The following is a 14716-nucleotide window of genomic DNA, read 5'->3' on the forward strand; positions in this document are numbered from 1 at the left end:
ACCGGCTCGTCGCACCCGACCGTCGCCCCCGACCGTCGATCCGTGCGGGTCTGCGGACCTTTCGCGTCGCGGAAAGGTCCGCAGACCCGCACCGACGGATCGGCTGACGCCGCCGGGCGTCCCCACAGGATGGGTCAGGCCGGGACGTCGGCCTCGCGGACGCGCAGCTGGCGGGCAACGGTGTCGCGGCCCTCGATCACCGGGCGGCGCAGGCCCAGCGGTGCGGAGGTGTGCGAGGCGAGCCACGCGTCGGCCGCCTCGACCACCGACTCCCCGCCGAAGTCGGCGGGGAAGTACCCCTGGATGAGGCGGTTGGCGATCTCGCTCGAGCGGTTCTCCCACACGTCGTCGAGCATCGCGAAGTAGCGGCTCTCGAAGGGCGCGATGAGCGCCGGGTCGCTGACGCGGCGGAAGCCCATGACCACCGAGCTCAGGGACTCGTTGGGCAGAGCGTCCTCCTCGACCGTGGCGCGCCAGGCCTCGGCCTTGGTCTCCGGCGTCGGACGCGCGGCCTTCGCGGTGAGGGCCTTCTTGCGTCCGGACTGGGTGTCGTCGGTGGCGAGCACGGTGTCGATCGCCGCATCGTCCATCCTGCCCAGCGCGGACAGCGCGATCACGAGCGACCAGCGCAGGTCGGTGTCGATCTCGCGTCCGGGCAGGGTCACGGTGCCGTCGAGCAGCGACTCGAGGATCCCCGCGTGCTCATCGTTCGAGGAGAGCAGGGCGAACTCGGTGACGAACTGGAACTGGGCGTCGCTGCCGGCCTCGGCGGCCTGGGCGAGCTCCCAGAGGGCGTCGGCCGCGGAGGTGGTCCGCGCGGCGCGCTCGGCCGGCGCCGCGTACGGGCCGGCGACCGAGGCCAGCTGTCCGAGCAGCGTGCGCAGCACGCTCGAGGAGTCCTCGCCCGTGATGTTCGCGAGCACGAGCTCCTGGAAACGGCGGCTGGGCAGCTCGGCGTCGCGCACCATGTCCCACGCCGCCGACCAGATCAGGGTGCGGGCCAGCGGGTCCTCGATGTCGCGCAGGTGCTCCATGGCGACGGCCAGGGAGTCCTCGTCCAGGCGGATCTTCGCGTAGGCGAGGTCCCCGTCGTTCAGCAGCCAGAGGTCCGCGCGTGTGCCGACGAGCGCATCGACCTCGGTGAGCTCCCCGTCGACATCGATCTCCACGCTCTCGGTGCGGCGCAGCACGCCGCCCTCGAGGGTGAAGCCCGCGATCCCCAGGCGGTGGGGCCGCAGGGTCGGGTGCTCGGGCGCTGCGGTCTGCTCGATCGCGAAGGACACGACGGTTCCGTCGGCCTCCCGCTCGATGCGCGGACGCAGGGTGTTCACGCCCGCGGTCTCCAGCCACAGCTGCGACCAGGAGGCGAGGTCGCGCCCGCTGGTCTCGGTGAGCTCGGCCAGCAGGTCCTCGAGCTCGGTGTTGGACCAGGCGTGCTTGCGGAAGTACGCGCGCAGGCCCTCGAAGAACGCGTCCTTGCCGACGTAGGCGACGAGCTGGCGCAGAACCGAGGCGCCCTTGGCGTAGGTGATGCCGTCGAAGTTCGTCTCCACCGCGTCGAAGTCGACCATGTCGGCGACGATCGGGTGGGTCGAGGGCAGCTGGTCCTGGCGGTAGGCCCAGGCCTTCTCGGAGCTCGCGAAGGTGGTCCAGGCATCGGTCCACTTCGTGGCCTCGGCGCTCGAGAGCGTCGAGGCGTACTCGGCGAAGGACTCGTTCAGCCAGAGGTCGTCCCACCAGCGCATCGTGACCAGGTCGCCGAACCACATGTGCGCGAGCTCGTGGAGGATCGTGAGGTCGCGGCGCTCGCGGATCGCGTCGGAGACGTCGGAGCGGAACACGTAGGACTCCACGAACGTGATCGCGCCCGGGTTCTCCATCGCGCCCATGTTGTACTCCGGCACGAAGACCTGGTCGTACTTGGGGAACGGGAAGTCGCAGTCGAAGGCCTCCTCGTAGAAGTCGATGCCGGCCTTCGTGATGTCGATGATGTTCTGCGGGTCCAGGTGCTCGGCGAGCGAGGCCCGCGCGTACACGCCCATCGGGATGGTGCGGCCGTCGCGCGTGGTCACGGAGCCCTCGCCGCCCTGGTAGGTGCCCGCGACGAGCGCCGTGAGGTAGGTGGAGATCTTCGTGGTGGGCTCGAAGGACCAGGTCGCGGTGCCCTCGCCGGCCGTGACCGGCTGCGGGGTGGGGGAGTTGGAGATGACGCGCCAGTGGTCGGGCGCGGTGATCGTGAAGCGGAAGGTCGCCTTGAGGTCCGGCTGCTCGAAGTCGGCGAACATGCGCCGGGCGTCGGAGACCTCGAACTGCGTGTACAGGTAGACCTCGTTGTCGACCGGGTCGACGAAGCGGTGCAGACCCTCGCCGGTGTTCATATATGCGCCGTCGGCCAGGATCCGCACGGTGTTCACGCCGACGGCGAGCTCGGGCAGCTGCACGCGGGCGCCGTCGAAGCGGGAGGCGGGGTCCTCGAGCAGCTCGCCGTTGAGCTCGATCTCGCGCACCGAGGGCGCGATGAGATCCACGAAGGTCGGGCGGGCCTCGGTCGAGGAGAAACGGATCGTCGACTCGGTGACGAACGTGGTCGGTCCCGTCGTCAGGTCCAGCCGCACGTCGTAGGTGTCGGTGGTGAGGAACGAGGCGCGCTCGCGCGCCTCGTCGCGGGTGAGGTTCTCAGAGGGGTTCACAGGCATGATTCCCATCCTGCCACCGGGGCGCGGGCCGATGGACCGGAACGAGGGACCGGTCTGCGCTGTGCTCGCCTGGTCCGGGATGGGCGACGGAGCCGCCCGGCCCTCAGCGCTTCTGCGTCAGGTCCAGGTCCCACGAGTAGTGCGCGGGCAGCGGCGGAATCGACCAGCTGGGATCGGGGAAGAAGTGCTCGAAACCCGCGGAGAACGGGTAGATCCACTCCTTGATGTCGTGCTCGGCGGTGCGGCCCGCCGCACGGATCTCGCCGGCCTCGCCGGGGGAGAAGTAGCCGACGCTCTCGGCGCCCTCGAGCTCGTCCTCGTCCTTGTAGTGCCAGTCGCGGCGCGGCAGCACCACCAGATCGAGGACCAGGTCGCGCGTGCGCACGCCCTCCTCGGTGCGCTCGAAAGGGGTCTCGAGGTTCACGTAGTAGCAGCCCAGCGAGCCGTCGTCCTTGTAGAACAGCCACACCGAATAGGGGCGGCCGGGCAGACCGATCATGAGGATGCCGTTGCCCGTCCACAGCTGCTTGGACTGGACGCGCGGGCGGGTGAACATGCCTTCGTCGCCCGCGCGGCGCAACGGCGCGCCGTTCTCGAGAACGGGCAGCAGCACCTCGGTGCCGGGCGCGATCCAGACCACGAGGCCGCGCTCGTCGTCGTCGAGGACCACGGTGCCGGGACGGACGGTGCGGGTGGGGTGCTGGAGGGTGTAGTAGGTCCAGGTCACCTGATCGCCGGGTGACCAGTGTGCAGTGGAGGACATGACGTCTCCTGGCCGGGTAGGCCCCACGGGGACCCGGGACGACCGGCCCGCCGACCCAGGATCTTCACCCCGCGAGGGGAAGGAGTATGAGGCGACCATACCGCGCGGTACGCGCGCTGCAGGGGAGGAACCGGGGCCGAATGCGTGATCGGCGGACGACGGGTGTGCTGGTCGTGCGCGGGGCGAGGGGGAGGGCGCCGCCCCGCGCGCCGGGAGCTCGGCGTGTCGTGGGACGGCGTATGGCGGCGCTCTCTGCCACATGTGGCAGAGAGCGCCGCCATACGCCGGTGGGTGACACGCTGCCAGGGATCGGAGGTCGAACGGCACCGGGTCCGGTCGACACCGGGTCCGGCCGGCACCGGCACAGTCACCGGCGCGGAATCGCTCAGTCGTTCCCGCTCCAGGCGGCCCAGAGCTCGGCGTAGACGCCGCCGTGGTCCACGAGGTCCGCGTGCGGGCCCTGCTCGACGACGCGGCCGTCGGCCATCACCAGGATCCGGTCGGCCTCCTTCGCCTGGGACAGGCGGTGGGCCACGATCACCGTGGTGCGGTCGCGGGCCACCTGCGTCGCGGCGCGCTCGAGCACGCGGGCGCCGGAGGAGCCCTCGTCGGCCGTGGCCTCGTCGAGCACCAGCACCGCCGGATCGCGCAGCGCGACACGGGCCAGCGCCAGCTGCTGGGACTGCTCGGCCGTCAGCCGCTCGCCCTTCTCCCCGACCTCGGTGTCCAGGCCACGGGGGAGCAGCTCGGCCCAGGCGTCGGCCTCGACCTCGCGCAGCGCCGCCCAGAGCTCCTCGTCGCTCGCCTCGGGGCGGGCCAGCTGCAGGTCCTCGGCGAGAGTCCCGCGGAACACGTGGACGTCCTGCGAGACGATCACCGCGTGGTGGCGCACCGACTCGAGGTCCGCACTGGCGAGGTCGGCGCAGCCGTGGAGCACGGTGCCATGGCGCGGGGTGAGGGTGCCGGTGATGATCGCGGCGAGCGTCGACTTGCCGGCGCCGGATGCCCCCACCAGGGCGATCGACTCGCCTGGAGCGATGTCCAGGTCGATCGGGTGCAGCACGGTCCGCTCGGTGCCGTCCGCGTCCTCGCCATAGGCGTGGGAGACATGGCGCAGTCGGATCGAGGCGTCCGCCGGCACCTCCTCGCCGGGGGAGGACGCCGGATCGATCGACTCGATGACACCCACCATGCGGGTGAGGCTGGCGACCGCCGACTGCACGTCGTCGAGGCTGAACAGCAGATTCATCATCGGCCAGAGCAACGAGATGAGGTAGAGGGCAGCCGCGGTCACGAGGCCCACCGGCGCCCCGCCTACGTGCACCATCGCGTAGCCGAGGATCAGCACCAGGGCGATCGACAGGTTCTCTGGCCACACGACGATCTTCACGACCCTCGTGACCAGACCCATCACGCGCATGGCCAGCACCGCGGCGGTCTCCGAGAGCACCGCGACGTGGCGGGTCTCCCGGCGCTCGATGCCGTAGGCGTGGACGGTGGGGATGCCGTGGATCGCCGAGAGCAGGCCCTGGGCGCGGGCGCCCATCGCGACGCGCTCGCGACGGTAGATGGGGGCGGTGCGCCGCAGGTACCACACGCCCGTGGCCGCGTACATCGGCACCACCACGACCACAAGGATCAGCAGCCACGGCGAGAGCGTCGCCATGCCGATCAGCGTGACCACTACGTAGAAGCCCATCTGGATGAGGTTCGGGACCACGTTGTCGACGGCGCGCGCGGTGACGTCGACGTCGTCGGCGACCCGCGAGAGGGCGTCGCCGATGCCGGTGACCTCCATGGTCTGCGCGGGCAGGTCCAGGGCGCGGTCGATCACGTCCTCGCGCATGGCGGCGAGGACCCGCTGGCCCATGCCGCTGACCAGGGCCCAGCCGAGCGCGGAGAGCACGGCCTGGAGCACGCCGGCGAGCATGATCAGCCCGCCCTGGCGCCACACGGCGGCGGAGCCCGCGCGGTCCTGGACGATGTCGACGGCCCCGCCGATCAGGCGCGGCATCCACGCCGCGGCGACGGCTCCGCCGATCACCACCAGCAGGGTGAGCAGGGTCGAGGGCCAGTGCGCGAGCAGGCGCCGGCCCACGTGGGAGAACGACGTGCCCACCGAGGCGATCGGCAGGATCTGTGCGTGCTCGTCGAGTTGGCGGCGGGCGGTCGCGTCGGACTCGAGCACGTCCTCGGCCTCGTGGTCCCAGCGGACGGCTGCCATGTCGGGGATCATCGGCGCACCATCTCCCTGTAGTCGTCGCGGTCCATGAGGTCCTGGTGGTCGGCGCGGGCGGTGATCCGGCCCCCGCGCACGTAGAGCACCTCGTCGGCCTCGCGCAGGAGCGCGGGAGCCCGGGTGACCAGCAGCGTCGCCCGGTCGGGGACGCGGCGGGCGGCCACGAGCGCCTCGGCGATGTGCTGCTCGGTGACGGCGTCCACCGCGGTGGTCGGATCCTGCAGCACGAGCACCGGGGCGTCGGAGGCCACGGCGCGCGCGAGCGCGATCCGCTGGCGCTGCCCACCGGAGAGGTTCGCGCCGCGATCGAGGATGCGGGTGTCGTAGCCCTCGGGCAGGATCCGCAGCAGGTCGTCGGCGCCCGCGGCGTGCAGGGCGGCGTCGGCCCAGGAGTCGTCGCTGCCGTCCGTAGGGTCGCTCGCCGGGGCCCGCGTGGCGAGCTGCTCGCGCACGGTCCCGTCGAAGAGGTCGACGACGTGGGGTTCGACGAGCAGGTCCGCGCGGGTCGCGAAGCGGGTCGAGGAGGTGACCTCGGTGTCGCCGAGGTGGACGCCGGTGTGCTCGGCGCGGCCGCTGACCGCCTCGACGACCGCGTCGGCGTCGCGCGCGTCCGCGCAGGCGAGGGCGATGACGCGCCCGTCGGGCACCTCCATGTCCAGGCCCTGCAGACTGCCGGCGCCCACGCCCCGCAGGTGCAGGCCGCCGGTGCCGGCGCGGCGCTCGCCAGGGCGGGCCTCGCCGCGCTCGTCGCGCGCGGTGGCGAGGTGGCCGATGGTCAGCGCGGGATCGTCGACCGTGCGGCCGAGGTCCGCGAGCAGTCGGCGCACCCGGTCGGCGGAAGTGGACATGCTGGCCCACCAGATCGGGATCCCCGAGAGGCCCTGCAGCATGCCCATGTTCGAGCGCGCCACGCCCACGACGGCGATCAGGGTGCCGATGGTCATGTCCCCGGCGACGGTGCGCTGGGCGGCGATGATCACGACGGCCGCCATCATCGCCGCGGTCACGAGGGTGGTCAGGCCGCTCGAGACGCCCGAGTAGCGGGCGTTCACGAGCGCCGCGTCCAGGGCGATCCGGGAGCGCCGGCGGTACTGGGTGCGGGCGCGGGACTGCACGCCCAGTCCCTGCAGCACGCGCAGGCCGTGGACGAGGTCGGTCGCGGTCGCGGCGGCGTCGGCCGCACGGGACTGCTGGGCGTCGTAGCGGGCGGAGAGGACGGGGCTGATCACGCGGATCACGAGCACCATGACCGCGATGCCGACGAGGGTCGCCACGCCCAGCCAGGGGTCGAGCACCGCGAGCCAGACGCCGCTGCCCACCACGACCGCGGAGGCGGGGAAGGCCCAGGGCAGCATGTCCATGATGTCGGAGGCCTTGTCGGCGTCCGAGGTCGCGATCGAGAGCACCTCGCCGGCGGGGCGCTCGATGGGCCGCGAGCGCGGGTCGAGCACGGCGCCGGTGACCGCGACCCGCAGTCGATGGCGCTCGAACAGGCGCGCCCGCTGCGAGGCGGTGAACATGAGCGTCCACACCCACGTGCTGATCAGGCGCATCACGAAGATGCCCGCGGCGCCCAGCAGGGTGATCGCGAGGCTGCCGCGGACGATGCCCACGTCGATGATGATGCCCACGAGGATCGGCACCAGCATGTCGACGGCCTCCACGAACGCGGAGGTCGCCATGATCCAGGGGATCGAGCGGCGGTGGTTGCGCACGATCGACCGCATGACGGAGACGCGCGGCACCGCCGTCGCGGCGGGGTCCGCGACGGCCGGGGCGGCCTTCCGGCCGGAGGAGGGGGAGGGGGAATCGTGCACTCGTGAATCCCATCCCATCCCCGCGCCCGTGGCAATGTCTTTTCCTGCCCAGTCAGGGCCCTGAGCGCGCCCTCGTCCCGCCCTCCGGATCTGCGGGTCCGGCGCCGCGATCCTCGAGGATCGCCGATCCGCTCGGGCGTGCGGTCCGGAGTCGGCTCGGGAGGCCGGTCCGGGGTCAGCCCGGGAGGCCGGTCTGGTGACAGAATGGGGGAGGCCGACGTCCGCTCGGGCCCGGCCGATCCCCGACGCGAGAGGAAGACTCCGTGACCGCACCGCATGTCGAACTGTTCTTCGATCCGATCTGCCCGTGGGCGTGGATGACCAGCCGGTGGCTGCTGAACGCCTCGCAGGTCCGCGACGTGGAGATCACGTTCTCGCTCATGTCCCTCGCCGCGCTCAACGAGGGCCGCGATCTCGATGCCGGCTACCGCCGCAGCATGGACGACGCCTGGGGGCCGGCCCGCGTGGCGCTCGCCGTCGAGAACGCCGGCGGCAACCAGGACCTCGCCGACTTCTACACCGCGTACGGCCAGGCCTACCACGTGGGCGGCCAGCAGGACCGCCGCGAGGCCGCGAAGACCGCCCTCGAGCAGGCGGGCCTGGATCCCGCGCTGCTCGAGTCCTACCACGACTCGTCCCTGGACGACACCCTGCGCACGAAGCAGAAGGCCGTGGTGGAGCTCGTCGGCGACGAGGTCGGCACCCCGGTGATCTCCTTCGGCGACGGCCGCGCCTACTTCGGCCCCGTGATCTCCCCGGCCCCCAAGGGCGAGGAGGCAGGCACCCTGTTCGACGGCCTCGAGGCGATGAGCCGCGTCGACGGTTTCTTCGAGCTCAAGCGCAGCCGCACCGTCGGCCCCATCTTCGACTGACCCCGGACCGGGCGGGCGGGAGCCGAGCGCTCCCGCCCGCTCCGCCCCGGACCCGACCGACCCTGTGAAAGGCTCCCCCTCCATGCACGTGCACATCGGCACCGACCACGCCGGCTTCGAGCTGAAGAACCGGCTCGTGGACTCCCTCACCGCGAAGGGCCACGAGGTCACCGACCACGGCGCCCACACCTTCGAGAAGCTCGACGACTACCCGCCGTTCTGCACCGCCGTCGGCGAGGCCGTCGTCGCCGAGCCCGGCAGCCTGGGCGTCGTCATCGGCGGCTCCGGCAACGGCGAGCAGATCGCCGCGAACAAGGTGCGCGGCGTCCGCGCCGCCCTGGTGTGGAACGAGGACACGGCGAAGCTCGCCCGCGAGCACAACGACGCCAACGTGATCTCCGTGGGCGCCCGTCAGCACACCGAGGAGGAGCTCGAGCACCTCATCGACCTGTTCCTCGCGGAGCCCTTCAGCGGCGACGAGCGCCACCAGCGGCGCATCGACCTGGTGGGCCTCTATGAGCGCACGGGCGGGTACGACCCGTCGGCCGACGGGGACTCCGCGGCCGGTTCCGGCTCCGCCGGCGCCTGATGCCCGAGGGCCACACGGTCCACCGGCTCGCCTCCGCCCTCACGGCGGGCTTCGGCGGACGCCGCGTGCGCACCTCGAGCCCGCAGGGACGGTTCCCCGACGCCGCGAGCATCGACGGCTGGGTGCTGGCCGGGGCCGAGGCAGCCGGGAAGCAGCTCCTCATCGCCTTCACCCCGGAGGAGTCCGTCGACGTCTCCGATCCGGTGGCCCGCTGGGTGCGCGTGCACCTGGGCCTGTACGGCTCGTGGACCTTCGCGGGCGAGGAGGGCTTCGCGCTCGCCCACGCGATCGGCGCGCCGCGGGTGCGGATCGGTGAGCGGGAGACCCGGCAGGGCGGCGGCTCGGGAGCGGCCGACGGGTACGACCTGCACGACGCCGCGACGGAGGACTGGCGCCGCCTGGTCCCGCGTCCCACCACGCGCCTGCGCATCGCCGGCCCCCACGGACTCGCCGATCTCACTGGGCCGACCGCCTGCGAGATCCTTGACGCCGAGGGCCGCGCCGCCGTGCTGGAGCGGCTGGGTCCGGACCCTCTGCGCCAGGACGCGGACCCCGACCGATTCGTCGAGAGGGTGCGGCGCTCCCGCACGTCGATCGGCGTGCTGCTGATGAACCAGGAGATCATCGCCGGGGTCGGCAACATCTATCGGGCGGAGGCGCTGTTCCGCGCCCGCCTGGACCCCTTCGTGCCCGGCAAGGACCTCACCGCGGGGACGGTGCGCGGGATCTGGGACGATCTGGTGCCCCTCATGCGGTACGGCGCGCGCACCGGCCGCATCGTCACGACCGAGCCCGAGCACCGCGAGATCGAGGCGGTCATCCAGGAGCGCACCCGCGCGACGCGGCAGAACGGGGACGACGACCCGAGCGTCGTGCCCCGCGAGCAGTCCTTCTACACGTACCACCGGCAGACGCTGCCGTGCCGTCTGTGCGGGACCGCGATCCGGTCGACGGAGCTCGCCGGGCGCACGGTGTTCTGGTGCCCCCGCTGCCAGACCCGACGCTCGCGCCGCGCGAGCTGGACCACGGAGCACCCCGCCGCCGCCTGGGCGGATCCGCAGGACGGGCAGCTACGGTGATGGGCATGCCTGATCCCGAGACGGGCGGCGTGCTGCGCCGCGCCCACCTGCATGAGATCGATCCGCGCACCGTCTACCTGCTCGCGAAGCTCCGCCAGGACGTCTTCACCCTCGAGCAGCACGCCGACGACGCCGACCTCGACGGCCGTGAGCTCGAGGCCTCCACGGTGCTGCTGTGGATCGAGGTGCCGGACGCTGAGCCCGTCACGGGCGGGCTCGAGCGCCAGCCGGTCGCCCAGCTGCGCATCCTGCGCGACCCCGACGGCACCGTGCACATCGGCCGCGTAGTGGTGCGCGCGGACCGTCGGCGCGACGGATTCGGCCGACGCCTCGTGTGCGCGGCCCTCGACGTGGCCCGCGAGATCGCACCGGAGGCGGTGGTCGAGATCGGCGCCCAGGCGTACCTCGAGCGCTGGTACGGGAGCATGGGCTTCGAGACCACCGGGCCGCTGTTCCTCGAGGCCGGCATCGAGCACGTGCCGATGCGCTACGTGCACCCGCGGGACTGATCCGCGGGCAGAGCGAGGGGCGAACCGGCGGGTCTGAGCGGCGTACGCCCGTGAGGCGCTGCGATCAGGCGCGCGGCGCCTTCTCCTCGATGAGCCGGCCCATCTCCTCCCGGCCGAAGAAGGCGACGGAGTCGCGGCCGCTCGGGGTGCCCGCATCGGGATCCGCCCCGGCATCCAGGAGCGCGGACACCACGTCGTCGTACCCCTTGAAGACGGCCCCCGCGAGCGGCGACTGCTGGCGGTCGTTGAGCTGATCGACGTCCGCCCCGCGGGCGGCGAGCTCACGCACCAGGTCCGCGTGACCGTGGTACGCGGCGAGCATCAGCAGCGTGTTGCCCCGCGAGTCCCGCATGGCGACCGGCGCCCCCTGGTCCAGCAGCGGCAGCAGGGCGTCGCCCCGGCCTTCACGGGCATCGTCGAGCATCCTCCGGGCCAGCGCGAGCACCTGCTCGTCCTGCTCCTCGGAGGTGAGCGGCGATCCGGGCTGCGCGGTAGCGGACTGAGAGGAGTCGGGCTGCGGGGGATCGGGCTGCGCGGCGTCGGAAGTCATGCGCACCAGGGTAAAGGCCCGCACGACGCGGGGACCACACGGAACGTCATCCGTCGTCGACTGCACGGCGGGCGGCAGGCGAGGCGGGAGGAAGGATCGCCGGCTCCTGCCCGCGTCGACGGGGTCGGCTCCTCAGCCGCCCAGCACCGTCCGCAGCACCCAGGGCGCCGCGAGCAGGAGTGCGGCGGCGGCGAGCCCCACGAGGTCGCCCCTCGTGAACGGACTGGGCAGCGCCCAGGTGCGGTGCTGTGCGGTCGCGAAGCCGCGGGCATCCATCGCGAGCGCCTGCTGCTCGGTGCCCCGCACCGCGTCGACCAGAAGGGCGAGGGTGCACGAGGCCAGCAGCCGCACGAGCGCCGCGCCCGAGCGCAGCGGATGGCGCAGGTCGCGCCGCGCCCCGAGGCCGCGCAGGCGGCGACTGGTCATGATCCGCTCCCAGACGTCGGCCGTGAGCCCTGCCCGTACGAGTCCCGCGACGCTCGCCGCGACCGGCCGGCCGGGCAGACGCAGCCTCCCGCCGAGGGCGTCTCCGAGCCGCGTCGGGTCGAGGGAGGCGAAGATCAGCACGCCGGGAGCCACGAAGTATCCGATCCGCAGGGCCTCCTTGAGACCCAGCAGCCACGTGGTCCCGGAGAACACGGGCAGGGGAGAGGCGAGCACCGTGGACCAGCAGAGGCCGACCGCCGCGAGCGCGATCGGGATCAGACGCAGCGCCGTGCTGCGCACCCCGCGCACGGCGAGCGGTGCGAGGACCGCGACGAGCACGCACGAGAGGAGACCGAGCTGCCAGCGGTCGATCGCGAAGGAGCCGACGGCCGCTGCCACGGCGATCGCGATGGTGGTCAGCGGGTTGAGCACGTCGGCGGGAGCAGGACGGGGACGGCGGGGCGGGCGAAGGGTGGTGTCGGATGCGGATGCGGATGCGGATGCGGGTGCGGTTGCCGGCGCCAGTGCCAGCGCGGTGCCGGTCGCGGCCGGCTCCGGGGAGGCGGACTGCGCGTCGTCGTCGCGCGTGCCCCCGTGCTCCGCGAGGTCCAGACGCACGTGCGCGCGCGTGATGAGATCGGGGTCGTGCGTCGCGGCCAGCACCGCGCAGCCGCGCGCGGTCGCCTCCTCGAGCAGAGCGAACATCTGGGTGCGACGCTCCTGGTCGAGACCCACGGTGGGCTCGTCCAACACGAGCAGGGCGGGTTCCTGGGCGAGGGCGGCGATGATCGCGAGGCGCCGCTGCTCGCCCCCGGAGAGCTCGAAGGGCTGAGCGTCCGAGAGGTGCCCGAGATCGGCGCGCTGCAGCAGGCTCTCGGCGAGTCCGGGGTCGTGCGCCCAGGGCGAGGCGGTGACCTCCGTGCGCACGGTGCGGGCGACGAAGGAGTGCTCGGGCTCCTGAGGGACGAAGGCGATCCTCGAGGGCTCGGGACGCTCGAGGTGTCCTCCGGCCGGATCGGCGAGGCCCAGGATCGTGCGCAGCAGCGTGGTCTTGCCGCTGCCGCTCGGCCCGGTGAGGACCGCGACACATCCTGCGGGGACGGCCAGGTCGATGCCCTCGAGGAGGGGAGAGGCGATGGTCCGCTTCCCTCGGGCCTCGTCCCGTCGTCGCCGCCGCGCGATCGAGACCCTCGAGAGCGACAGCACCGGTGTGCCGGACGTGCCGGATGCGCGCGCAGGGGCCGGCATGGCGGTCGGGTCGGGAGCGGTGGCCGGATCGGGCGTGGCTGCCGGATCGGGCTGCTCGAGGACGTCGTCGGGAGCGCCGTCCGCGAGCACGTGCGCCTGCGCTCCGAGCACGATCACGCGATCCACGTGCGGGGCCCAGCCGTCAGCGTCGTGGTCGGCGACCACCAGGGTGCGATCGCCGACCACATCCAGGATCGCGGCGCGGACCGCGCGGGCCGTCGGCCGATCGAGCATGCTCAGCGGCTCGTCCAGCAGCAGCGCACCGGGATCCAGCGCCAGGGAGCCGGCGAGGGCGAGCCTCTGCTGCTGCCCGCCGCTGAGATCCCACGGCGAGGTCGCGGCGTCCAGCCCGACGCGCGCCGCGTGCAGGGCGGAGGTCACACGGCGCTGGATCTCCTCACGGTCCAGCGCCGCGTTCTCGGGCCCGAAGGCCGCGTCCCGGCCGACGCTCCCGCCGATCAGGGCGTGCAGCGGCTGCTGCAGGAGCAGTCCGCGCTCGCCCGGCCGGGTGGGGCCGGTGGCATCACCCGCGAGGTCGCCCGTGCTGGTGTCGAGCAGGCCCGTGAGGGCCCGGAGCACCGTCGACTTGCCGCCGCCGCTGGGCCCCGTGAGCAGCACACGCTGGCCGGCGGGGATGTGCAGGGTGAGGTCGTCGATCGTCGGGCGGGAGCGGGTCGACGGCGTCCAGGTGACGGCGTCGAGAGCGAGCGGCACGGCGGCGTGGGAGGCGGGGCCCGTTCCGTCGGGAGCCGCGTCGCCGAGCGTCCCGTCGGCCCCAGCGGTCACTCCGAGCACCGTCGGCCCCGCGCTCATGCGCGCGACCGCCGTCCCCACTGGCGCCCTGCCGGGAAGGCGCTCAGGGCGCCGGTCGCGCCGAGGGCGCGCACGATCAGCCACCCCAGCACCCCGCACAGAAGCGCGCCGGAGACGATGAAGAAGCCCAGCAGCGCCCAGGCCGAGGCCCAGGACCACTCGGGGTAGTAGGAGAAGCGCTCGTACACCCATTCGAGGATCCCCGAGAGCGCGCCGCCGGCGATCGCCACGGGCAGGGTGAAGCGGCGGTAGGCGGTGACGAGGAACGCGATCTCGACGCCTCCGCCCTGCAGCAGGCCGCTGACCACGGTGCCGATGCCCCACTGTCCGCCGAGGACCATCTCGAGGACGGCGGCGATGACCTCCGCCAGCACGGCGGCGCCGGGGCGGCGCACGATGAGCATCGCCACCAGCGCGGGCAGGAACCACACGCCCGCGAGCAGCCCCACCGACGGCGGCAGGACGGCCTGCAGCGGGGTGAACAGGGTGTACACCTGGCCCCAGGCGAGGAACACGAAGGCGAAGACGACGCCGATCGCGACCGTCAGCACGAGGTCCACGGTGCGGTAGGCCGGCAGCGGCCGACGTGCGAGGGCGTCGCTCGCCGGTGCTGGTGTTGGTGCCGGTGTCGGGGATGCGCCGGTCGCCGCGGTCTTCTCGGCGCGCGCGGACGAGGCGGCGGGGGTGGAACCGGTCGACATCTGGTTCTCCTTCCGATGCGGAAGGGGCCGCGAGGCCCGTCGGCCCCGGATGCAGTCATCCGGCGCGGCGGACATCGCAGAAGAATCCCGACTCCCTACGCCGGTCTGAACCGGATCAGGTTCGAGGGTCTGCGCTCTGTGCGCACTCTCAGCACCTCTGCGGTGCTCCCCTGTCTGTGGATGTCAGCGTCGATGATATCGCGCAGGGCGGTCGGTGCACCCTCGGGATGTGCGCCAGATCGCCCGGGTCGGCCGACGCCCGACGGGTCGTGCGAGGCGACGGGATCCGACGGTCCCGTCCCGACCGCCTCCCGAACTGACGAACGGACGAACGGGCGAACGGGCGAAGGGGCGAACGGGCGCGAGAAGTACGTAACGGTTGCCAAGAGCGCTCTTGGCAACCGTTACGTACTT

Annotated in this window: 11 protein-coding genes and 1 riboswitch; of the genes, 4 read left to right on the forward strand and 7 right to left on the reverse strand. The window is 72.8% G+C overall.

Annotation, left to right across the window (positions count from 1 at the left end; all coding sequences use genetic code 11):
* Nucleotides 1–134: 134 nt before the first annotated feature.
* The 4 genes from pepN to I8D64_RS16820 form a co-directional block, all read right to left on the reverse strand.
* On the reverse strand, nt 135–2696 hold the full coding sequence (gene pepN, locus I8D64_RS16805; RefSeq protein WP_200503933.1) for an aminopeptidase N: 2562 nt from the start codon (nt 2694–2696) through the stop codon (nt 135–137).
* Nucleotides 2697–2799: 103 nt separating this feature from the next.
* Nucleotides 2800–3459, reverse strand: a complete 660-nt coding sequence (locus I8D64_RS16810; protein ID WP_200503934.1) for a ribonuclease FAU-1 family protein — start codon at nt 3457–3459, stop codon at nt 2800–2802.
* A gap of 385 nt (nt 3460–3844) precedes the next feature.
* Nucleotides 3845–5683 carry an ABC transporter ATP-binding protein gene (locus I8D64_RS16815; RefSeq protein WP_200501354.1) on the reverse strand — a complete coding sequence of 613 codons (1839 nt, stop codon included), beginning with the start codon at nt 5681–5683 and terminating at the stop codon, nt 3845–3847.
* 8 nt (nt 5684–5691) lie between these two features.
* The gene (locus tag I8D64_RS16820; RefSeq protein WP_343068435.1) at nt 5692–7515 is read right to left on the reverse strand and encodes an ABC transporter transmembrane domain-containing protein; all 1824 of its coding nucleotides are present in this window, start codon (nt 7513–7515) and stop codon (nt 5692–5694) included.
* A gap of 263 nt (nt 7516–7778) precedes the next feature.
* Here I8D64_RS16820 and I8D64_RS16825 point away from each other — a divergent pair, with 263 nt between their 5' ends.
* The 4 genes from I8D64_RS16825 (at nt 7779) to I8D64_RS16840 (ending at nt 10564) form a co-directional block, all read left to right on the forward strand.
* Nucleotides 7779–8387 carry a mycothiol-dependent nitroreductase Rv2466c family protein gene (locus I8D64_RS16825; RefSeq protein ID WP_200501353.1) on the forward strand — a complete coding sequence of 203 codons (609 nt, stop codon included), beginning with the start codon at nt 7779–7781 and terminating at the stop codon, nt 8385–8387.
* Between the two features lie 82 nt (nt 8388–8469).
* The gene (locus I8D64_RS16830) at nt 8470–8976 is read left to right on the forward strand and encodes a ribose-5-phosphate isomerase (protein ID WP_200501352.1); all 507 of its coding nucleotides are present in this window, start codon (nt 8470–8472) and stop codon (nt 8974–8976) included.
* On the forward strand, nt 8976–10055 hold the full coding sequence (locus tag I8D64_RS16835; RefSeq protein WP_200501351.1) for an Fpg/Nei family DNA glycosylase: 1080 nt from the start codon (nt 8976–8978) through the stop codon (nt 10053–10055). The genes I8D64_RS16830 and I8D64_RS16835 overlap by 1 nt, the downstream gene beginning before the upstream one ends.
* Before the next feature lie 5 nt (nt 10056–10060).
* A complete protein-coding gene (locus I8D64_RS16840; RefSeq protein ID WP_246482744.1) occupies nt 10061–10564 on the forward strand; it encodes a GNAT family N-acetyltransferase in 504 nt (167 codons plus the stop codon).
* Nucleotides 10565–10628: 64 nt separating this feature from the next.
* Here I8D64_RS16840 and I8D64_RS16845 read toward each other — a convergent pair whose 3' ends face one another.
* The 3 genes from I8D64_RS16845 to I8D64_RS16855 all read right to left on the reverse strand — a co-directional run bounded on the left by I8D64_RS16845 (nt 10629) and on the right by I8D64_RS16855 (nt 14302).
* Entirely contained in the window at nt 10629–11114 is a 486-nt protein-coding gene (locus I8D64_RS16845) for an ankyrin repeat domain-containing protein (RefSeq protein WP_200501350.1), read from the reverse strand.
* A gap of 132 nt (nt 11115–11246) precedes the next feature.
* On the reverse strand, nt 11247–13601 hold the full coding sequence (locus tag I8D64_RS16850; RefSeq protein ID WP_200501349.1) for an ATP-binding cassette domain-containing protein: 2355 nt from the start codon (nt 13599–13601) through the stop codon (nt 11247–11249).
* Nucleotides 13598–14302: an ECF transporter S component gene (locus I8D64_RS16855; RefSeq protein ID WP_246482743.1), complete on the reverse strand. Its 705-nt coding sequence runs from the start codon at nt 14300–14302 to the stop codon at nt 13598–13600. Before I8D64_RS16855 ends, I8D64_RS16850 begins: the two co-directional genes overlap by 4 nt.
* A 75-nt stretch (nt 14303–14377) precedes the next feature.
* Nucleotides 14378–14484, reverse strand: a riboswitch (TPP riboswitch).
* Nucleotides 14485–14716 lie beyond the last annotated feature (232 nt).

The sequence above is a fragment of the Brachybacterium halotolerans genome (genome assembly GCF_016623465.1).
GTDB lineage: Bacteria > Actinomycetota > Actinomycetes > Actinomycetales > Dermabacteraceae > Brachybacterium > Brachybacterium halotolerans.